Below are 20,612 nucleotides of genomic sequence, written 5' to 3'. Positions count from 1 at the left end.
AAGCCTTTAGGTAACCCCATAATCCCTTCAGGCAACTGAAGGGATACCGGCTCATGGCCCGCGCAGGACTCACCCCCCAGCGCCTCATCCGCGCGGGCGCCGACCTCGCCGACGAGGCCGGCTTCGAGCAGGTGACCCTCTCCGCACTGGCCCGCCGCTTCGACGTGAAGGTCGCGAGCCTCTACGCGCACGTCAAGAACTCCGAGGACCTGAAGACGGGCATCGCCCTGCTCGCCCTGGAGGAACTGGCCGACAGCGCCGCCGACGCCCTCGCGGGCCGCTCCGGCAAGGACGCCCTCACCGCCTTCGCGCACGCCTACCGCGACTACGCCCGCACCCACCCCGGCCGCTACCGCGCCGCCCGCCACCGCCTCGACCCCGAGACGGCCCTGCGCAGCGCGGGCGTACGGCACTCCCGGATGACCCGCGCCATCCTGCGCGGCTACGACCTCCCCGAGCCCGAACAGACCCACGCCGTACGCCTCTTGGGCAGCGTCTTCCACGGCTACGCCGACCTGGAGGCGGCCGGCGGATTCGACCACAGCGCGCCAGGACCGGACGAGAGCTGGACCCGCGTCCTCGACGGCCTCGACACGCTGCTGCGCAACTGGCCCACGACAGATGAGAGTTGACCGTGACCACCCACACCACCCCGATCACCTCCGCCCTGCTGCGCGGCGCCCTCGACCTGGAGACCACCGAACTCGGCGTCCTCCCGCACCGGTTGCCCCCGCGCGCCCGCGCCCAGAACAGCTCGCCGCACCTCGCCGCGATGGAGGTCCAGCCCTCCGGCGTCCGCCTCGCCTTCCGCACCCGGGCCACGGAACTGGTCCTCGACGTCCTGCCCACCAAGCGCTCCTACCCGACCCTGCACCGCCCGCCCGCGCTCTACGACCTCCTGATAGACGGCGAGTTGAGCGCCCAGGCGTCCGCGAGCGGCGGCCACATGCTCTCCCTCGACATGGCGACCGGCTCCGCCGAACTCCACCGCGGCGAACCCGGAACCGTCCAATTCACGGGCCTGTCCGCCGAGTCGAAGAACGTCGAGATCTGGCTCCCGCACAACGAGACGGCCGAGCTGATCGCCCTGCGCACCGACGCCCCCGTCGAACCCGCGGCCGACCCCGGCCGCAAGACCTGGCTGCACCACGGGAGTTCGATCAGCCACGGCACCGACGCGGCGAGCCCCACGGCGATCTGGCCGGCCGTCGCCGCCGCGCTCGGCGGGGTCGAGCTGATCAACCTCGGGTTCGGCGGCAACGCGCTGCTCGACCCCTTCACCGCCCGCGCGATGCGGGACACGCCCGCCGACCTGATCAGCGTGAAGATCGGCATCAACCTCGTCAACGGCGACGTGATGCGGATGCGCGCGCTCGGCCCGGCCGTCCACGGCTTCCTCGACACCATCCGCGACGGCCACCCCGACACCCCGCTGCTGCTGGTCTCCCCGATCCTGTGCCCGATCCAGGAGGACACCCCGGGCCCCGGTGCGATCAACCTCGACGAACTCGCCGCGGGCAGGCTGAAGTTCACCGCCGTCGGCGACCCGGCGGAGGTCGCGAGCGGCAGGCTCACGCTGGTCACGATCCGCGAGGAGCTGACCCGGGTGTTCGAGCAACGCGCCGCCGAGGACCCGCACTTGAGGTACCTCGACGGGCTTGAGCTGTACGGGCCCCAGGACGCCGAGGAGCTGCCGTTGCCGGACGATCTGCATCCGGACACGGCGACGCACCGGCGGATGGGGGAGCGGTTCGCGAAACTGGCGTTCGGCGATGGGGGGTTGCTGGCGCCCTGAGGTGTCCGGCCGAACCGGGCAGGCGCTCTGAGGCGTCCGGCCGGACCGGCGTCAGCTGAGCGGCGCCGTCCGGGGCCAGGGGTGCAGCTCCTCCAACTGCTCTGCCAGCCGCAGCAGTTGACCCTCCGACCCCGGCCGCCCCACCAGCTGCACGGACGTCGGCACCCCTGACGGATGCGTGCCGAACGGCACGGCCATCGCCGGCCAGCCCGTCAGATTCCAAGGCGGCGTCATAGGCGAGTAGGTGGAGTTCGCGAGCACGTTGCGCAGCCAGCCCCGCTCGTGCCACGCCGCCGCCTTCGGCGCCCGCCGGGCCAGCGCCGGGGTCAGCAGCACGTCGTACTCGGTGAAGAACGGCTCCAGCGCCGCCCGCAGTTCGGCGCGGGCCGGGCTGTCGCGGACCGAGCCGAGGAAGCGCCGGCCGACCGCCGCGTGCACCCGGGTCCGCCGGGTCAGCAGCCGCTTGTCCAGCAGGCGGGCGTCGACCGCCGTGCCGGCCGTCCAGTGCGTCAGCGAGGTCCGCGCCAGCGACAGCGGGTACGGCGGGTCGGCGCGCCGGACGCGGTGGCCCGCGCCGGTCAGGGTGCGGGCGGCCTCGCGGGTCGCGGTGACGAAAGGGGCGCTGACGGCGCCGCCGGGGACCGGGCAGCGCACCGACGCGGCGATGCGCAACGGGCCCTGGACGTCCGGCCGTTCGACCTCCGCGCCGGCCAGGACCGACAGCATCAGGCGGGCGTCGGTGACCGTCGTCGCCAGCGGGCCGTTCTCGGACATGCCGAACCAGTCGCCGTCGCCGATACCGGCCGGGACCAGGCCGTGGCCCGGCTTGATGGTGACCAGACCGCAGTTGGCGGCCGGTATCCGCAGCGAGCCCATCCCGTCGTTGCCCAGCGCGACCGGCACCATCCCCGCCGCGACCGCCGCCGCGCTGCCCCCGGAGGAGCCGCCCGCCTGCCGCGCCGGGTCCCACGGATTGCGCGAAGTCCCGTGCACCCCCTCGGTGGTGCCGAACACGCACAGCTCGGGCACGTTGGTCAGGCCCACCACGACCGCGCCCGCCGCCCGCAGCCGGGCCACCACGACGTGGTCCTTCTCGGCCGGGGTGACCGGGGTCGCCGCCGAGCCCAGGCGCGTCGACTCGCCGCGCACCGCCACGTTGTCCTTGACGGCCACCGGCACGCCCGCCAGCGGGAGTTGGGCCAGATCGTCGCGGGCCGCCAGCTCGTGCGCCTCCGCCAGCGCCGCCTCCGCGCGCACCCTGCGGAACGCGCCTATCCGCCCGTCCAGCCGCTCTATCCGGGCCAGGTGCTCCGCGACCACCTCCCGGGGAGTGACCCGCTTCTCGCGCACGGCGTCGGCGATCTCGGCTGCGGTACGGCCTGCCCAGGTGGTCACGGGGCTCCTCGGGGGTGCGGTTACCGGAAAGTACGCAGTCTGCACCGGGCCCGGAGGGTGCGTCGAGGGTGGTGATCCCGCCACCCACGCTCCTCCGATCACTTGGTCAACTTCTCCATGCCCAGGCCCCATTGACAGCCATCCGACCCGGGCCGATCCTTCAAGACATCCGATGACTTGAGGGTCTTCAGACAGGGGTCTGTGGATGAAGGCACGTCTGGCCGGGGTGGTCGCGGGTCTGCTGCTGTGCGCGGGGGTGGTCTCCGTGCCTGCGGCCTCCGCTCGTCCGGCGGCCGCACCGGGTGTACAGGAGAGCCCGCCGGTCGCAGGGGAGGGCCCGCTCACCGTCCCGTCACTCACCAACTGGACGCCGGAGAACGGGAGTTACGCCTACGCCCCCGGCACCCGCCTGATCGCCGCCGACCCCGTCGAACGCAAGGTCGCCGCCACCCTCGCCGAGGACCTGAGAGCGGCCGGACACGGCACCGTCCCCGTCGTCGGCGGGGGAGCGCGCCCCGGCGACATCGTCATCGACGTCGCCCCCGGCCGGACCGCCCTCGGCGCCGAAGGGTACGAACTCCGGTCCGGCGCCCGCCTGTTGATCACCGGCGCGACCGAGACCGGCGCCTTCCACGGCACCCGCACCCTCCTCCAGCTCCTCGCCCAGGGCGACCGGATACCCGGCGGGCGCACGGTCGACGTGCCCCGCTATCCGGAACGCGGGATCGGCGTCTGCGCCTGCTACATCCACATCTCGCTGCCCTGGCTGGAGAACCTGGTCCGCGAGATGAGCTACCACAAGCTCAACCAGCTCCTGCTGGAGCTGAAGGTGAGGAGTGACGCCCACCCCGAGGCCAATACCTGGGGCTACTACACCAAGGACGAGATCCGCGCCCTGGTCGCGCTCGGCGCGAAGTACCACGTCGAGATCATCCCGGAGGTCAACTCCCCGGGCCACATGGACCCTTGGATCGAGAACCGCCCCGATCTGCAACTCACCGACTCCGACGGCAACAAGCAGCCCGCCCGCCTCGACGTCACCCAGCAGGCCGCGTTCACCTACTACACGAGCCTCATCGACGAGTACGCCCAGGTATTCACCGCCCCCGCCTGGCACATGGGCGCCGACGAGTACATGCTCGGCTCCGACTTCGCGAAGTACCCGCAGATGCTCAAGTACGCCCAGGACAAGTACGGTTCGGCCGCGACCCCGCAGGACGCGTTCGTCGACTTCGTCAACCGCGTCCAGGCGTACGCGGCGGCCAAGGGCAAGCAGCTGCGCATCTGGAACGACGGCCTCACCGGCGCGAACACCGTCCCGGTCACCCCCGGCACGACGGTCGAGCACTGGCTGGACGTGTCAGTGAAGCCGAGCCAACTCCTCGCCCAGGGCTACCCGTTGATGAACGCGGCCTACTCCCTCTACCTCGTCCGCGGCGGCTTCCACAGCGACACCGCGGGCCTGTACGGCCAGAGTTGGGACCCGCGCAGCTTCGAGGGCGAGAAGGTGGCCTCCAGCAAGGGCGTCACCGGCGCCAAGGTCAGCCTCTGGCCCGACAACGGGCGCGGCGAGACCGAGAACGAGGTGGCCGCCGAACTCTGGCCCGCGCTGCGGCACTTGGCCCAGGCGACCTGGGGCGACCCGCACCCCGACCCGACGTACACGGCGTTCACGGCACGCGGCACGGCGGTCGGCCATGCGCCTGGCCGACGGGACCTGACCCGGGTGCCCCTCCCGGACGGCACGTACACCCTGCGCACGGCAGGGCAGCCGTACGGCACTTACGCGCTGGCGCGCACCCCGGACGGGTACGTCACGCTGCGGGCCGCCGACGGGTGTCTGGACGTGCGGGGCGGGAAGCTGACGCTCAATACGCCGCTCCAGCCGGGAGTTGCGCTGAGCCGGGCCGGCTGTGACGCGCAAAGCACCGTGCAGCGCTGGGAGTTGCAGCCGGTGTCCGGGGGGTACCGGCTCGTCAACGCGATCACGCGGATGGCGGCGGACGCGACCGCCGACGGGGGGCTCGCACAGTATCCGCCGGATCAACAGCCGCCGACCGTCTGGGAATTGACCTGACACCCGAGACCCGTGAGGAGCAGTCCCCAAATGCCCGTCTCCCGCCGTCTGTTCGTCGCCTCGGCCGTGGCGCTCGCCGCGAGCGAACTGCCCGCGCCCGCCCTCGCCGCCCCGCCCCGCCCGCGCGCGGACCTCTCCCGTGTCCCCGTCGCCCCCACCGACACCGCCGCCGACCTCGTCCGCAAAGCCGCCCAAGTCCGGCCCACGGAACGGCAGATCGCCTGGCAGGCGCTGGAGCGGACCGCCTTCCTGCACTTCGGTGTGAACACCTTCACCGGCCTGGAGTGGGGCACCGGCGACGAGGACCCGGACGTCTTCCAGCCGGCCGGGCTCGACACCGACCAGTGGGCCCGCGCCCTCAAGGACGGCGGCTTCAAGCTAGCCATCCTCACCGTCAAGCACCACGACGGCTTCGTCCTCTACCCCACCCGCTACACCAACCACTCGGTGGCGTCGAGCAGTTGGCGTTCCGGCCGGGGTGACGTCCTGCGCTCCTTCGCCGACTCCATGCGCCGCAACGGCATCAAAGTCGGCGTCTATCTCTCGCCCGCCGACGAGAACCAGTACCTCCACGGTGTCTACGCCAACGGCAGCGCCCGCACCGCCCGTACGATCCCGACCCTCCTCCCCGGCGACCCCCGAACCCCCTCCCGCACCTGGGAGTTGGCCGCCACCGACTACGGCGCTCACATGCTGAACACCCTCTACGAGGTCCTCACCGAGTACGGTCCCGTCGACGAGGTCTGGTTCGACGGCGCCCAGGGGCACATTCCCGCCGACAAGGTCGAGCGCTACGACTGGGACAGCTGGTACGCCCTCGTCCGTGAACTCGCCCCCGGCGCCGCGATCGCCGTCACCGGGCCCGATGTCCGCTGGGTCGGCAACGAGGGCGGCACCGCCCGTGAGGACGAGTGGAGTGTCGTCCCGGTCAAGGAGAACCAGTACGGCCGCACCGACTGGGCCCTCTCCTACGACACCCCCGACGAAGGCAGCCGCGCGGCTCTCGTCAGTGCGCTCCCCAACACCGCGTACCTCCAGTGGTGGCCCGCCGAGTGCGACGTCTCCATTCGCGACGGCTGGTTCTACCACCCGGAGCAACAGCCCAAGTCCGTCGACGAGTTGACCGAGATCTACTTCGGCTCCGTCGGCCGCAACTCCGTCCTCCTCCTCAACGTTCCGCCCGACACCGCAGGCCTGCTGCCCGCCTCCGACGTGACCCGGCTGCGCGAGTTCCGCGAGCGGATCGAGTCCGAACTCCCCCACGACCTGGGCCTGGAGGGACGTACGACCGCCGAACCAGGCCGGATCACCGTCGAGTTGACCGCCGAGACCGAGGTGGACCGGCTGTGGCTCGCGGAGGACATCAGGGAGGGGCAGCAGGTCGAGGCGTTCGTGGTGGAGGCGCTGCGCGGGGGAGCCTGGACGCGGGTCGCGGCCGGCGGAACGATCGGCGCGAGCCGGATCCTGCGCCTGACGGCACCGGTACGGGCGCGGGGGTGGCGGGTGCGGGTGACGGGGGCACGGGGGGCGGTCCGGCTGGGGCGGTTCGGGTTGTACCGGTCGCGGGTGTGAGGGGTGTGCGGACGCCCCTTTCCCTGCCGAACCCCGCTGCTGCGGCAGGGGCGGGCTCACTCATCCAACTGCGCCCGCAACCACTCCTCCACCTCCCCCACATGCGCCGCCGCAGCCGTCCGTGCCGCCTCCGGGTCTCGCGCCACCAATGCCCTATGGATCGCCGTGTGTTCGCGGCGAGTCCGGGCGAACGCGCCCTCCTCCGCGTAGCCGCGCCATACCCGCGCGCGGAACGTCCGCGACGACAGGCCCTCCAGGATCGCCGCCATCGTCTCGTTGCCGGCGGCCTCCGCGATCGCCCGGTGGAAGGCGAGGTCATGCGCGAGCACGACCTCGGGATCGTCGGTGCCGTTCATCGCCGCCAAGTGCTCCTCGACGACGGCCAGTTGCCCCGGCGTGATGCGGGCCGCCGCCAGCGCCGTCGCCGTGGACTCCAACACCCGCCGCACCTCGAGGAGTTCGACGAGCCGCGGCCCGCGCGAGAGGTCGGCGACGACGCCGAACGTCTCCAGCAGATCACCGGCGTCGAGCGCGGTGACGTAGATGCCCGAGCCGTGCCGGGCCTCCAGGACGCCGAGGACGGTCAGCGCGCGGATCGCCTCGCGCATCGAGCTGCGGGACATGCCGAGCTGCGCCGCGAGATCCCGTTCGGTCGGCAGCCGCTGCCCCGGCTCCAGGACCCCCTCCGTGATCATCGCCTTGATCCGCTCGATGGCGCGCTGCGTCACCGAGCCGCGCGGCGCCTCCCGCCGGGCCCCCGCGTCCGTCCCCGTCTCGTCCACCGTCGTCCTTCCGCGTACTGGTCCCGGGAAGTCTAGCCATGGATGTGGTCGGACCAATTCAGCGAGAAATCCGGACCAAGCCCCTTCAAGGGGTGTTCCGGAAGCGAAGTGGTCTGATAAATATGCGGGGAGTACCCCCCCCGAAGCACCCCCCGAAGCCCGCCCCGCCCGCCGACCGAGAGAGGCCCCGTGACCTCACGCATCACCGCCGTCGCCACCCACGACATCCGCTTCCCCACCTCCCGGGAGCTGGACGGCTCCGACGCGATGAACCCGGACCCGGACTACTCGGCCGCGTACGTCGTCCTGAGCACCGACGCCGGGGACGGCCACGAGGGGCACGGCTTCACCTTCACCATCGGCCGGGGCAACGAGGTACAGGTCGCCGCGATCGAGGCCCTGCGCCCGCACCTCCTCGGCCGCGACGTCGAGGAGATCTGCGCGGACCCCGGAATCGTCAGCAGAGCCCTGATCGGCGACAGCCAACTCCGGTGGCTGGGACCGGAGAAGGGCGTGATGCACATGGCGATCGGCGCCGTCGTCAACGCCGTCTGGGACCTCGCCGCCAAACGCGCGGACAAGCCCCTGTGGCAGTTCCTCGCCGACGCCGAACCGGAGTGGCTGGTCTCCCAGATCGACTTCCGCTACCTCACCGACGCCCTCACCCCCGAGCGCGCCCTGGAGCTGCTGCGCCGGGGCAAGGAGGGCGCGGGGGAGCGCCGCAAGCTGCTGCTGGAGCGGGGTTACCCGGCGTACACCACGTCCGCCGGCTGGCTCGGGTACGACGACGAGAAGCTGGCGCGGCTCGCCGCGCAGGCGGTCGCGGACGGGTTCACGCAGATCAAGCTGAAGGTCGGCGCCGACCTCGACGAGGACGTACGGCGCTGCCGGGTCGCCCGCGAAGTGGTCGGACCCGACATCCGGCTCGCCGTCGACGCCAACCAGCGCTGGGACGTCGCCGAGGCGATCCGCTGGACGAACGCCCTCGCCGAGTTCGGCCTGTACTGGATCGAGGAGCCCACCAGCCCCGACGACATCCTCGGCCACGCCGCCGTCCGCAGGGGCGTCGCCCCGGTGAAGGTCGCGACCGGCGAGCACGTCCAGAACCGGATCGTTTTCAAGCAGCTCCTCCAGGCCGGCTCGCTGGACGTCCTCCAGCTGGACGCGGCCCGCGTCGGCGGCGTCAACGAGAACCTGGCGATCCTGCTGCTGGCCGCCGAGTCCGGCGTACCCGTCTGCCCGCACGCGGGCGGCGTCGGCCTGTGCGAACTCGTCCAGCACCTGTCGATGTTCGACTACGTCGCGCTGACCGGCACCACCGAGGACCGGGTCATCGAATACGTCGATCATCTGCACGACCACTTCCTTGATCCGGTGGTGATCAGGGAAGGTCACTACACGGCACCTGTCGCGCCGGGCTTCTCCGCCGCGATGAGGCCGGACACGTTGACGCGGTACCGCTTCCCCGACGGCGACTTCTGGGCGGCGGACCTGGGCACCGGGGAGGCTGTATGAACGACTTCGAGGGTCTGACGGCGCTGGTCACGGGCGGCGCGTCGGGGATCGGCCGCGCGACCGCCGAACTCCTCGCCGAGCGCGGCGCACGGGTCGCCGTCCTCGACCTCGACCCGTCGGCGGTCGGGAAACTGGGCTACCGGGCGGACGTCTCGGACGACGCCTCCGTCCGTACGGCGGTCGCGGCGGCCGTCGCCGACCTCGGCGGCCTCGACATCCTGGTCAACAACGCCGGCATCGGCGCCCAGGGCACCGTCGAGTCCAACGACGACACCGAGTGGCACCGCGTCTGGGACGTCAACGTCGTCGGCATGGTCCGCGTGACCCGCGCCGCGCTGCCGCACCTGCGGGAGTCCGGGCACGCGGCGATCGTCAACACCTGCTCCATTGCCGCGACGGCAGGCCTTCCGCAGCGCGCCCTGTACTCCGCGACCAAAGGGGCGGTCCTTTCACTGACGTTGGCGATGGCCGCCGACCACCTCCGCGAGGGCGTCCGCGTGAACTGCGTCAACCCCGGTACGGCGGACACCCCTTGGGTCGGCCGCCTGCTGGACTCGGCCGCCGACCCGGCCGCCGAACGCGCGGCCCTGGAGGCCCGCCAGCCCAGCGGCCGGCTCGTCAGCCCGGCCGAAGTCGCCACCGCCATCGCCTACTTGGCGAGCCCGCTGTCCGGGGCGACCACCGGGACCTCGCTCGCGGTGGACGGCGGGATGCAGGGGCTGCGGCTGCGGCCGGTGGGCCAGTGAACGCGATGCGTCCCGTACGCCTCGGCCGCACCGACGTCCACGTCACCCCCTTGGGCTTCGGCGCCGCCGCCCTCGGCAACCTCTTCACCCCTCTGGACGACGACCAGGCCGCCGACACCCTCGACTCCGCCTGGCGGCAAGGCATCCGCTACTACGACACTGCCCCGCACTACGGCCTCGGCCTCTCCGAACGCCGCCTCGGCGCGGCCCTGCGCGCCCGCCCCCGCGCCGAGTTCACCGTCTCCACCAAGGTCGGCCGCCTCCTCGCCCCGCACGACGGCCCCGGCGACGACCTCGCCGACGGCTACGCGGTCCCCGCGACCCACCGCAGGGTCTGGGACTTCAGCGCCGACGGCGTACGCCGCTCCCTGGACGCCAGCCTGGAGCGGCTCGGCCTCGACCACGTCGACATCGTCTACCTGCACGACCCCGACGACCACGCCGAACAGGCCTTCCGCGAGGGCTACCCGGCGCTGGAGAAACTGCGCGCCGAGGGCGTCGTAGGGGCCATCGGCGCCGGTATGAACCAGACGGCGATGCTCACCCGGTTCGTGCGGGAGACGGACGTCGACGTGGTGCTGTGCGCGGGGCGGTACACCCTCCTCGACCAGAGCGCCCTCACCGATCTGCTCCCGGCCGCCGAGGAACGCGGCGTGTCCGTGGTCGTCGGCGGCGCCTACAACTCCGGTCTGCTGGCGGACCCGAGACCCGGGGCGACGTACAACTACACCGCCGCGCCGGGGGAGTTGGTCGAGCGGGCGCTGGAGCTGAAGGGGATCGCCGAGCGGCACGGGATCGGGCTGCGGGCCGCCGCGCTCGCCTACTGCGCCGCGCACCCGGCGGTCGCGAGCGTCCTCGCGGGCGCCCGCTCCCCGGCCGAAGTCCTGGACAGCGCACGCCAGTTCACCACCCCGGTACCGGACGCCTTCTGGAGAGAGGCCGGCCTGTCGTGAGAGTCGCCCTGCACACCAAGGTCCGCGCGGACAAGACGGCCGAGTACGACGCCGCGCACAAGGAAGTCCCCGCCGAACTCACCGCCGCCATCCGCGCGGCCGGCGCCGCCTCCTGGACGATCTGGCGCAGCGGCACCGACCTCTTCCACGTCGTCGAGTGCGAGGACTACGCCCGCCTCCTCGCCGAACTGGAGCGACTCCCCGTCAACATCGCCTGGCAGGCCCGCATGGCGGACCTCCTCGACGTCGTCCACGACTACTCCGCCGACGGCGCCGCGGCCGGCCTCCCGGTCGTCTGGGAGCTGCCGTGACCCTGGTCGACGCCCACCACCACGTGTGGGACCTGTCGGCCAGGGACCAGGACTGGATCCCCGAACACAGCCCCCTGAGACGGGACTTCACCCCCGACGACCTGACCCCGCTCACCACCGCGGCGGACGTCACCCGCACGGTCCTCGTCCAGACGGTCACCGTCCCCGAGGAGACCCCGGAGCTGCTGGCCCTGGCCGCCGCGTACGACCTGATCGCGGGCGTCGTCGGCTGGACCGACCTCACGGCCCCCGGCGTCGCCGACGAACTGGCCCGGCTGCGCCAACTCCCGGGCGGGGCCTGGCTGAAGGGCATCCGGCACCAGGTCCAGAGCGAGCCGGACCCGCAGTGGCTGCTGCGCGCGGACGTCCTGAGCGGCCTGCGAGCGGTCGCGGACGCGGGCCTCGCCTACGACCTCGTCGTCCAGCCCCACCAGCTCCCCGCCTGCGTGCAGGCCGCCCAAGCGCTGCCCCAACTCACCTTCGTCCTCGACCACTTGGGCAAGCCGCCCATCGCCTCCGGCGAACTGGAGCCCTGGGCCACCCACATCAGGGCCCTCGGCGCGCTCCCCAACACCGCCGCGAAACTCTCCGGCCTGGTCACCGAGGCGGACCACGCCGACTGGACGGTCGCCGAGCTGCGTCCGTACGCCGGCACCGCCCTGGAGGCGTTCGGACCCGGCCGGCTGATGTTCGGCTCGGACTGGCCCGTGTGCACGCTCGCCGCGAGCTACGCCCAAGTCATGGCAGCCGCACAGGAGTTGACGGACCCGGCGGACCGGTCCGAGATCTTCGGCGGCACTGCCATCCGCGTCTACGGCCTCTGATCCAGCCGCGTCGGCGGCAGATACTCCCGCACGAACGTCCGCCGCCAGCACTCCCCGCTCGCCCGCAACTCGCCCCAACTGCTGTACCGGTACCGGAACAGCCGCGCCCGCACATACGTGGGCGCGCGCCCCGGAGGGAACGGCGCCCGGCGCAGCAGCCGCAGCGTCGCCGGGTCGGCCTCCAGCAGCCGCTCCACGAACCGGGTGAACCACACCCCGGCGTACGCGGGGGACAGCGCGGCGAACCACATCATCCAGTCCAGGCGGAGGTGGTAGGGCGCGAACTGGCGTGGCCAGTGGCCCAGTTGACCCGGCTTGCCCTTGAACTCGTACTCCCGCCAGTCCGATCCGGCGCGCGGGACGTCGTCCAGCGTCCCCTCCACCACCACCTCGTACCGGGTCCGGCTGACGCTCCCGAACGCGCCGTAGGTGTTGACCAGGTGCAGGGGGTCGAAGGAGCGGTTCATGACCTGGCGGCGGGAGAGCATGTTGCGCACCGGGCGGTGGCTGAGGAAGAGCAGGAAGGCGGCGACGGCCAGGACCAGGGCCTCGTACCAGCGGGGGGTCTCCGGGAACTCCCTTGTCGAGCCCCCAAGTTGCACCGCCGACAGCGCCAGCGTCACCGTGATCCAGTTCAGCCAGGCGAAGTTGCCCGACGCGATCAGCCACAGCTGGGTCAGGATCATCAGGCAGGCCGCCGCCGTCGCGACCGGCTGCGGGGTGAACAGCAGGAAGGGGACGGCGAGTTGGGTGATGTGGTTGGCGGCGGCCTCCACCCGGTGCAGCGGGCGCGGCAGGTGGTGGAAGAACCAGGACAGCGGGCCCGGCATCGGCTGGGTCTCGTGGTGGAAGTACAGGCAGGTCAGCTTGCGCCAGCAGGCGTCGCCGCGCAGTTTGATCAGCCCCGCGCCGAACTCGACCCGGAACAGCACCCAGCGCAGCAGGAACAGCACCACGACCGGCGGACCGACCTCGCCGTTGCCGAGGAACACCGCGAGGAACCCGGTCTCCAGGAGCAGCGACTCCCAGCCGAAGCCGTACCAGGTCTGTCCGACGTTCACGACCGACAGGTACAGCGCCCACAGCAGCAGCCACGCCAACATGGCAGCCCACAGAGGAAGCAGTGCGTCCACCCCGGCCAGCAGCGCCCCCGACACGGCGCACCCCGTCCCTGCGCAGCCCGCGAACAGCCGGTCGGAGTAGCGGAGTTGGAACAGGCTGGGCGCGTCCCGGAACCGCACCCGGGCCGTGAAGGACGGCACCGGCAGCATCCCCCGCTCCCCGATCAGCGCCCGGAACTGCAAGGCCGCCGTCAGGAACGCGAACAGGTAGACCCCGGCCAGCGCCCGCTGGAACAGCACCCGGCTCAGCCAGGCGGAGTCGGCGGTGAACCAGTCCATGACCCAGTGAAGCAGACAACACATGCGCCCGCCCCTCCCCAGCCGATAAGTCGATAAACCCGCCAAACCCTGTCAAAGTGTCCCCATGCCGGACGACTGGCCCTCGGAACCGATTCTGGCGCTCAACCTCATGGGCAGTTTCGACTGGGACCTGGACGCCGGTGTGTTCCGCATGGACGCCCGCGCACACGAGATCTTCGACCTGCGCCCCGACGAGTACGACGGAAACCCCGAGAGCCTGGGCCTGAGAGTCCCGCGCGCGGAGGGCGAACGGCTCGACGGCCTGGTCGCGCGGGCCATCAAGGACGGCAGCGAGAACTACGGCGTCTACTTCCGCATCCAGCTGCGCGACGGCACGCTGCGCTGGACCCACACCCAGGGCCACATCCGCCGCGACGACACCGGCCGCCCCCGCCGGATCCTCGGCATCGTCCGGGACGCCACCCAGGAGCTGGACGACCTCGCGCGCCGCCGTGAGGAGACCGTCCTGGACGACGCGCGCCGGGAACAGACGAACGTCGTACAGCTGACCACCGCCGCGCTGGCGCACGCGCGGACCGTGCAGGACGTCATCGACGTCCTCAAGGACACCCAGGGCCTCACCCATCTGGGCGCCACGAGCCTCGTCATCGGCCTGGTCGAGGCGGGCCGGATCCGGCTGGTCGCGGAGGGGCCCGAGGGGAGTCTCGTACCGGGCACGCAGGTCACCCGGGTCGACGAGCCGTATCCGATGAGCGAGGTGGTGCGCACGCTCACGCCGCGGTTCATCGAGTCGCCGCAGGAGTTCGCGGCCGGCTACCCCGTCCTGTGGCCGCACCTCACCGACCTGCGCATCACCTCCGCCGCCTACCTCCCGCTGATCGTCCAGGCCCGCCCGATCGGCGCGATGGGCCTGCTCTACAGCGACCGGCACGGCTTCACCCCGGAGGAGCGCAACATCCTCGTCGCCCTCGGCAGCAGCATCGCCCAGAGCCTCCAGCGCGCGATGTTCTACGAGCAGGAGAAGGACATCGCCCAGGGCCTCCAGCAGGCCATGCTGCCGCGCACGATCCCCAGCGTCCCCGGCGCCGACGTCGCCGTCCGCTACCGCGCCGCGACCATCGGCGGCTCCCACGGCCGTGACATCGGCGGCGACTGGTACGACCTGATCCCGCTGCCCGGCGGCAAGGTCGGCGCGGTCATCGGCGACGTCCAGGGCCACGACACGCACGCGGCGGCCGTCATGGGCCAGCTGCGCATCGTCCTCAAGGCGTACGCCTCCGAAGGGCACCCGCCGGCCACGGTCATGGCCCGCGCCTCCGTCTTCCTCCACGAACTCGACACCGACCGCTTCGCGACCTGCCTGTACGCCGAGACCGACCTGTCCACGGGCGTCGTCCAGGCGGTCCGCGCCGGCCACCTCGACCCCCTGCTGCGCGCCGCCGACGGCACCTGCCACCGCCTCACCGTCCCCGGCGGCCTCCCGCTCGGCCTCTCCGCCGAGTTCGGCGGCCTCGTCTACCCCGTCGCGACCCTCGAACTCGACCCCGGCGACACCCTCCTGCTGTGCACGGACGGCCTCGTCGAACAGCCCGGCGCCGACCTCGACGACGGCATGAGCGCCCTCACCGACCTGGTCACCGGCGGCCCCGACGACGTACGCGAGCTGGCCGACCTGCTGATCGAGGCCGCCGACGAACGCGGCGGGGACGACGACGTCGCGCTGCTCCTGCTGCGCCGGCGCACCCTCGACACGCCCCGCGACGGCGGCCGGCTCCAGCAGCACGTCGCCCCCGGCGATCCCGAGGCGCTCGTCCACGCCCGCCACATGATCCGCGCCGCCGTCCGCGCCTGGGGCGCCCACCCGCGCGCCGACGAGGTCGAGCTGGTCGCCGACGAGCTGGTCACCAACGCGCTCATGCACACCGAGGGCGCCGCGATCCTCACCCTGCGGGTCGTCCTCGCGGGCTCCGCGCGGCGGCTGCGGGTCGAGGTCGAGGACACCTCCAGCGCCCTGCCCCGGCGCCGGGAGGCGGGCGAGGCGGGCGTCTCCGGGCGGGGCCTGCTCCTGGTGGACCTCCTCACCGACGCGTGGGGCGTGGAGGCGCGCGGCGGCGGCAAGTGCGTGTGGTGCGAGTTCGCGCTGCCGAGCCGCCGTCTGCCTCCGGTGGCACCCTGGAGACATGCCTGAACTCCCCGAGGTGGAGGCGCTGAAGTCCTTCCTCGACGAGCACCTGGTCGGCCACGAGATCGTCCGCGTCCTCCCCGTCGCGATCAGCGTCCTCAAGACCTACGACCCGCCCGTCACCGCCGTCGAGGGCCACGAGGTGACCGCGGTGCGCCGGCACGGCAAGTTCCTGGCCGTCGGGACCGGCGCGGGACTGCACCTCGTCACGCATCTCGCCCGCGCGGGCTGGCTGCACTGGAGGGACCGGCTGCCCGACGGGATGCCCAAGCCGGGCAAGGGGCCGCTGGCGCTGCGGGTGGCGCTGGAGACGGGCGCGGGCTTCGACCTGACCGAGGCCGGGACGCAGAAGCGGCTCGCGGTGTACGTCGTCGCCGATCCGTAGGAGGTGCCGGGCATCGCGCGGCTCGGGCCCGATCCGCTGGCGGCGGACTTCGACGAGGCGCGGCTGGCGGCGCTGCTCGCGGGGGAGCGGCGGCAGCTCAAGGGGGCGCTGCGGGACCAGAGCCTGATCGCGGGCGTCGGCAACGCCTACAGCGACGAGATCCTGCACGCGGCGCGCATGTCGCCGTTCAAGAAGGCGGCCTCGCTCACCCCGGCGGAGGTGCACACCCTCCACACGGCGCTGCGCGGCACGCTGGAGGAGGCCGTGGAGCGCTCCCGGGGGGTCGCGGCCGGGCGGCTGAAGGCGGAGAAGAAGAGCGGGCTGCGGGTGCACGGCAAGGCCGGCGAGCCCTGCCCGGTCTGCGGGGACACGATCCGCGAGGTGTCCTTCAGCGACTCCTCGCTCCAGTACTGCCCCACCTGCCAGACGGGCGGCAGACCGCTGGCGGACCGGCGGATGTCGCGGCTGCTCAAGTAGCGCCCGCCGAAAAAAGGCTCATCGGACCGGGGTGCGCCGAACTCCCGCTCCGGGGACCGGAGTTCTGGCCTCAGCTGGCGGACCCGGGAATCCGCACCAGCGTCTGTCCCCCGGTCGTGCGGACGTCGTAGAACAGCACGTCGTCGGTGTGGACGGCGACCGCGCCATGCAGCGTGGTCGGGCTCGCGTCGTGGTCGGGGACCATCCAGCCGGTGGCGGTCTGCTCGCTGCCGTCGCGGCCGACGATGACGAGCCGGCAGGAGCGCGGCCCGGAGCCGTCCTTCACCTCGATCTCCAGATCGGCGCCCCATACCTTGTCGGACGCCGTGACCTGGGCCCACACCCCGGACTTCGCGTCGGTCGCGGCGACCTTGACCGTCCCGGCCGCCTGCGGGCTCTTCTCCCCGTCCCCGCCCACCGCGGCCACCACCGCGGGCCCGGCCAGCGCGACCGCGACCGACGCGGCGAGCCCGAAGAGCACCTTGCGGCGGGCCGTGCGGCGGCGCACGGCGATGTCGTCCAGCAGCTTGTCGAGCAGCCGGGGGCCCGGTCCCGCGAACGGGTGCACGGTGCGCGGGGTGGCCCGCCGGTACAGCATCAACTGCCGTGTCGTGGGCCCGAATTCGGTGACCTGGGCGGCGCATCGAGGACACTCCATGAGGTGGTCCTCGAAGCGGTACGCCTCCGCCTCGTCCAGGACGCCGAGCGCGTACGCGCCGACGTCCGCGTGTTCTTCCAGGGACCTCATGCCGAATCCTCGTGCCGTTGGGTGCGGGTGGGGTTACTCCTTGCTCTCATCGGTACGCACCCGGACCGGGAATCACTCAAGGCGTGTACTGAATCGTGACCCAGATGTTCGGAGCGGGCCGTTCAGCGGATTGCCCGGATCGGAAAAAAATTACCGGGGCGAGTGCGCTCAGAACAGGTGGATCGCCAAGTGGCCCAGCGGCAGGCCGAGTTGCCAGGCCGGCGTCCACACTTTCGGCCCGTCGTCCTCGCCGCTCTCACCGCTCCCCACGGCCCCGCCGGGCACCGCGTCGAGGTCGGGCGCGAGCAGTTCGGTCTCCTCCAGCCAGCGCCGGGCGTCCTCGGCGAGCGCGCGGTCGGGACCGGGCGGACGCTCCCGCATCCGCGCCCGCACCCAGTCCTGCCAGGGCTGGTCGTACGCGGTGAGCGACAGCCAGGTCTCCAGCTGGGTGACGACCCGGATGCCGGGCAGTTCCCCGTCGGTGTCCGACAGGAAGATGGTCAGCGCCAGCGCGTCGCGCCCGGCGCGGAACTCGAAGGACGTCGGCGGCATGAGATCGCCGGTCCGCAGCAATTCGTCGGCGATGTACTCCGCGTACAACCAGGCCATGGGAACGATGAGTTCACCGTCGCCCGTGCCGTCCGTCCCCTCGTGACCTCTGTGCAGCATCCCTTCCTGCCTTCCTCCGGTGCCTGCCCTCGCCCGTCGCCGGGTCCCCATCCGGAACACGGATGGGAACAGCCGATTACTCAACCGGGTGGGCAGGCAAGGCACTTTACGGAGGTTTGACCCTGGGATGGGTTTCAGCGCAGGTCGGCCGCGTAGCCCGGGAGCACCCGGCGCAGGGCACGCAGGGCGTAGTACGCGCGGGACTTCACCGTACCGGGCGGAATCCCTAACGTTTCGGCGGCTTCCGCCACACTCGCCCCTTGGAAATACACCAGCACCAGGACTTCACGGTGCTGCGGAGTGAGAGTCTTCACAGCCTCGCGCACGTCCAGCGTCGCGGCGGCCCGCTCGGCGTGGTCGGCGCAGAGCGGCGCGTGCTCCAGTATCGCGTCGCCCACCTCCGCCGGGCGGGCCTGCCGGGCCCGGCGCGCGTCGATGGCGAGCCGCCGGCCGACGGTCATCAGCCAGGGCCGTACGGAGTCGAAGTCGTCGGCGCGCAGGGCCTCGGGGTGCTGCCAGGCGCGCACCAGGGTCTCCTGGACCAGGTCCTCGGCCCGCTGCCGGTCGCCGTCGCTCAGCCGCAGCAGCAGCGCGAAGAGCGGCCGGCCGTGTTCGCGCTGGAGCGCGGCCAGTTCGTCTTCGGCGGTGGTCAGGGGCGGTGCGAGCGCGGTTCGGGCGGTCATGGCCGCAATAGCACCGTGGGGCGGGCCGCCGGGGACAGGGCGCGTACGCGGATCTGCGGCGGACGGTCGATCGCGTCGACGAACGGTTCGACGAACGGTCGCCGGCGGGCGGTGGCCGGGCTTCCGTTTGCCCAGGTCCGGGCCATGCCCTGGCGGAGCGTGACCGGATGTCAGGGCCGCGGCCCCCGCGCCTCCCGGGCCGCGACCCCTGTGCGCACGGGGCTGGAGCCCCCGTGCCGGCGAGGCCGCGGCCCCGTCAGATGGCACGGCCTCGGGGGCGGTCCGGTTCACCCGCTCCCGTCCGGCTAGGCCGATCGCGCGCATCCGGGGGAGGTGAAGGGAGCGGCGGGGTGGTGTGCGCCGGGGTATGCGCTAGGAGTGTGAGCGCCATCCAGTAAGTGCGACAATCTGATCGGGGTTGATCTGGTGATCGCGCGCAGACAACAGGCGGCACTGGCCCTCACCGCCCTCCTCGCGGCAGCCGCGGCCTGCCAGGCCCAGCAGCACCACAAGAAACCGCCCGCCTCCGGGCATCCCGCCCCCGCCGCCACCCCGCGCGGCTTCACCCTCGTCGCCACCGGCGACGTCCTCCCGCACACCTCCGTCATCGACCGCGCCCGCTTCGACGCGGGCGGCTCCGGCTACGACTTCCGCCCCATGCTCGACGCGGTCCGCCCCGTCGTCTCCCGCGCCGACCTCGCCCTGTGCCACATGGAGACCGTCTACGGCGCCAACGGCGACTACACCGGCTACCCCGCCTTCAAATCCCCGCCCGAGATCGCCGAAGGCCTCGCCACGACCGGCTACGACGGCTGCTCCACCGCCTCCAACCACAGCCTCGACGACGGCGCCCCCGGCATCCGCCGCACCCTCGACGCCCTCGACGGCGCCGGCGTCCGCCACGCGGGCACCGCCCGCAGCGCGACCGAGGCGAGCGCGCCCACGCTCCTCAAAGCGGGCCCCGCCAAGGTCGCCCACCTCGCCTACACCTTCGACACCAACGGCTACCCCCTGCCCGTCGACCAGCCCTGGGCCGTCAACCTCCTCGACGAAAGCCGGGTCATCGCCGACGCCCGCGCGGCCCGGCAGGCGGGCGCCGACGTCGTGGTCGTCTCCGTCCACTGGGGCACCGAATGGCAGGACGACCCCGACGAGCGCCAGCTCGCCCTCGCCCGTGGCCTCACCGCCTCCCGGACCGCGGGCCGCCCCGACATCGACCTCATCCTCGGCACCCACGCCCACATCCCCCAGGCCTACGAGAAGGTCAACGGCACCTGGGTCGTCTACGGAATGGGCGACCAGATCGCGGGCGAGATGTTCAACCACCAGGGCCTCCAGGACCCCCGCGGCAACCAGTCCACCATCGCCCGCTTCACCTTCACCCCGCCCGCGAGGCCCGGCGCCCGCTGGGAGGTCTCCAAGGCGGAGTTCATCCCCCAGATGTACGACATCGACGCCGGCCGCGTCCTGAACCTCAACCAGGCGCTCGCCCAGGGCGCGGACGTACAGAGCGTCCGGGACCGGATCAGGGACGTCGTCCTGGGACGGGGGGCGGCGAAGGACGGGCTGGTGATGGGGGAGACGGAAGGGCTGCCGCAACTCGCGGTGGACTCGCCTGTGGCAGCCCCCGCTACGGCACCACCGTCACCGGCCACCGCCCCGTCTTCACCAGCCGTACCGCCACCGACCCGATGATCCGGTGCCCGGCCTGTTCCGAGGCCCCGACCACGACCGCGTCCGCCTTCAGATCGTCGGCCGCCTTCACCAGCCCGCTGTAGGGGTCGCCCCGGAACGTGTGGAACTCCCAGCGCACCTCGAATATCCCCTTGAGCCGCTCCGACTCCTGACGGATCAGCGCCACCAGATCCTCGGCGATCTGATCCGTCACCTCCGCCACCGGCGCCCCCAGCGCCGCGCCCGCCGCCATCACCGGCTGGACGTACACCACCGCCAGCAGCGCCCGCTGCCGCCGCGCGAGCCCGGCGGCGTAGGCGGCGGCCCGCAGCGAGGAGTCCGAGCCGTCGACGCCGACCAGGATCACCTTGGGCCCGTCCGTACCCCGCTCGAATCGCTGGGAGGGCTGGTGCGCATGCTGTTCCGTCACGTCCCGAGGCTA

At 72.4% G+C, this 20,612-nt stretch carries 18 protein-coding genes and 1 pseudogene; 12 read left to right on the top strand and 7 right to left on the bottom strand.

What is annotated here, in order from left to right:
- Positions 1-53: 53 nt before the first annotated feature.
- Positions 54-632 (top strand): TetR/AcrR family transcriptional regulator, encoded by a 579-nt coding sequence (locus ACYUD3_RS12910; protein WP_470968260.1) that lies wholly within the window; start codon positions 54-56, stop codon positions 630-632.
- Positions 629-1,795, top strand: coding sequence for a GDSL-type esterase/lipase family protein (locus ACYUD3_RS12905; protein WP_470968258.1), 1,167 nt, complete (start codon positions 629-631; stop codon positions 1,793-1,795). The genes ACYUD3_RS12910 and ACYUD3_RS12905 overlap by 4 nt, the downstream gene beginning before the upstream one ends.
- 51 nt (positions 1,796-1,846) lie before the next feature.
- On the opposite strand, the gene ACYUD3_RS12900 is transcribed toward ACYUD3_RS12905, so the two are convergent.
- Positions 1,847-3,190, bottom strand: a complete 1,344-nt coding sequence (locus ACYUD3_RS12900) for an amidase (RefSeq protein ID WP_470968255.1) — start codon at positions 3,188-3,190, stop codon at positions 1,847-1,849.
- A 205-nt stretch (positions 3,191-3,395) separates the two neighbouring features.
- Between ACYUD3_RS12900 and ACYUD3_RS12895 the strand changes: the two genes are divergently transcribed.
- Together ACYUD3_RS12895 and ACYUD3_RS12890 are read left to right on the top strand one after the other, a co-directional pair.
- Complete coding sequence (locus ACYUD3_RS12895) at positions 3,396-5,267, top strand: family 20 glycosylhydrolase (RefSeq protein ID WP_470968252.1); 1,872 nt, start codon at positions 3,396-3,398, stop codon at positions 5,265-5,267.
- A 30-nt stretch (positions 5,268-5,297) separates the two neighbouring features.
- Positions 5,298-6,839, top strand: a complete 1,542-nt coding sequence (locus tag ACYUD3_RS12890; RefSeq protein WP_470968250.1) for an alpha-L-fucosidase — start codon at positions 5,298-5,300, stop codon at positions 6,837-6,839.
- Positions 6,840-6,895: 56 nt separating this feature from the next.
- Here ACYUD3_RS12890 and ACYUD3_RS12885 read toward each other — a convergent pair whose 3' ends face one another.
- Positions 6,896-7,621 (bottom strand): FadR/GntR family transcriptional regulator, encoded by a 726-nt coding sequence (locus tag ACYUD3_RS12885; protein ID WP_470968247.1) that lies wholly within the window; start codon positions 7,619-7,621, stop codon positions 6,896-6,898.
- A gap of 189 nt (positions 7,622-7,810) precedes the next feature.
- On the opposite strand from ACYUD3_RS12885, the gene ACYUD3_RS12880 reads away from it, so the two are divergent.
- From ACYUD3_RS12880 to ACYUD3_RS12860, 5 genes are read left to right on the top strand one after another with little or no spacing between them, the layout of a single operon-like run.
- The gene (locus tag ACYUD3_RS12880) at positions 7,811-9,136 is read left to right on the top strand and encodes an L-fuconate dehydratase (protein ID WP_470968244.1); all 1,326 of its coding nucleotides are present in this window, start codon (positions 7,811-7,813) and stop codon (positions 9,134-9,136) included.
- Positions 9,133-9,882: an SDR family NAD(P)-dependent oxidoreductase gene (locus ACYUD3_RS12875; RefSeq protein WP_470968242.1), complete on the top strand. Its 750-nt coding sequence runs from the start codon at positions 9,133-9,135 to the stop codon at positions 9,880-9,882. The genes ACYUD3_RS12880 and ACYUD3_RS12875 overlap by 4 nt, the downstream gene beginning before the upstream one ends.
- A 5-nt stretch (positions 9,883-9,887) precedes the next feature.
- Positions 9,888-10,835 carry an aldo/keto reductase gene (locus ACYUD3_RS12870; RefSeq protein ID WP_470968520.1) on the top strand — a complete coding sequence of 316 codons (948 nt, stop codon included), beginning with the start codon at positions 9,888-9,890 and terminating at the stop codon, positions 10,833-10,835.
- Positions 10,832-11,146 carry an L-rhamnose mutarotase gene (locus tag ACYUD3_RS12865; protein ID WP_470968240.1) on the top strand — a complete coding sequence of 105 codons (315 nt, stop codon included), beginning with the start codon at positions 10,832-10,834 and terminating at the stop codon, positions 11,144-11,146. Before ACYUD3_RS12870 ends, ACYUD3_RS12865 begins: the two co-directional genes overlap by 4 nt.
- Positions 11,143-11,970, top strand: coding sequence for an amidohydrolase family protein (locus ACYUD3_RS12860; RefSeq protein WP_470968237.1), 828 nt, complete (start codon positions 11,143-11,145; stop codon positions 11,968-11,970). The genes ACYUD3_RS12865 and ACYUD3_RS12860 overlap by 4 nt, the downstream gene beginning before the upstream one ends.
- Here the strand turns inward: ACYUD3_RS12860 and ACYUD3_RS12855 are convergent.
- Positions 11,958-13,370 carry a lipase maturation factor family protein gene (locus ACYUD3_RS12855; protein ID WP_470968518.1) on the bottom strand — a complete coding sequence of 471 codons (1,413 nt, stop codon included), beginning with the start codon at positions 13,368-13,370 and terminating at the stop codon, positions 11,958-11,960. The two genes, ACYUD3_RS12860 and ACYUD3_RS12855, sit on opposite strands and share 13 nt — an antisense overlap.
- 85 nt (positions 13,371-13,455) lie before the next feature.
- Here ACYUD3_RS12855 and ACYUD3_RS12850 point away from each other — a divergent pair, with 85 nt between their 5' ends.
- Both ACYUD3_RS12850 and ACYUD3_RS12845 read left to right on the top strand, forming a co-directional pair.
- Positions 13,456-15,540, top strand: a complete 2,085-nt coding sequence (locus tag ACYUD3_RS12850; protein ID WP_470968235.1) for a SpoIIE family protein phosphatase — start codon at positions 13,456-13,458, stop codon at positions 15,538-15,540.
- Positions 15,533-16,396: pseudogene (locus tag ACYUD3_RS12845) on the top strand (Fpg/Nei family DNA glycosylase). Before ACYUD3_RS12850 ends, ACYUD3_RS12845 begins: the two are co-directional and overlap by 8 nt.
- Before the next feature lie 70 nt (positions 16,397-16,466).
- Here ACYUD3_RS12845 and ACYUD3_RS12840 read toward each other — a convergent pair.
- The 3 genes from ACYUD3_RS12840 to ACYUD3_RS12830 form a co-directional block, all read right to left on the bottom strand.
- Positions 16,467-17,144, bottom strand: coding sequence for a zf-HC2 domain-containing protein (locus tag ACYUD3_RS12840; protein ID WP_470968233.1), 678 nt, complete (start codon positions 17,142-17,144; stop codon positions 16,467-16,469).
- A 168-nt stretch (positions 17,145-17,312) separates the two neighbouring features.
- Positions 17,313-17,813 (bottom strand): hypothetical protein, encoded by a 501-nt coding sequence (locus ACYUD3_RS12835; protein WP_470968231.1) that lies wholly within the window; start codon positions 17,811-17,813, stop codon positions 17,313-17,315.
- A 134-nt stretch (positions 17,814-17,947) separates the two neighbouring features.
- Positions 17,948-18,496 (bottom strand): sigma-70 family RNA polymerase sigma factor, encoded by a 549-nt coding sequence (locus tag ACYUD3_RS12830; RefSeq protein ID WP_470968229.1) that lies wholly within the window; start codon positions 18,494-18,496, stop codon positions 17,948-17,950.
- A 426-nt stretch (positions 18,497-18,922) separates the two neighbouring features.
- Between ACYUD3_RS12830 and ACYUD3_RS12825 the strand changes: the two genes are divergently transcribed.
- Positions 18,923-20,191: a CapA family protein gene (locus ACYUD3_RS12825; protein ID WP_470968227.1), complete on the top strand. Its 1,269-nt coding sequence runs from the start codon at positions 18,923-18,925 to the stop codon at positions 20,189-20,191.
- On the opposite strand, the gene ACYUD3_RS12820 is transcribed toward ACYUD3_RS12825, so the two are convergent.
- Positions 20,127-20,600: a universal stress protein gene (locus tag ACYUD3_RS12820; RefSeq protein WP_470968225.1), complete on the bottom strand. Its 474-nt coding sequence runs from the start codon at positions 20,598-20,600 to the stop codon at positions 20,127-20,129. The genes ACYUD3_RS12825 and ACYUD3_RS12820 overlap by 65 nt on opposite strands.
- Positions 20,601-20,612 lie beyond the last annotated feature (12 nt).

It is taken from the genome of Streptomyces sp. AMJ-169, from assembly GCF_055597585.1.
Note: the sequence above shows the minus strand (reverse complement) of the source record. Positions and strands in the feature narration are given on the sequence as shown.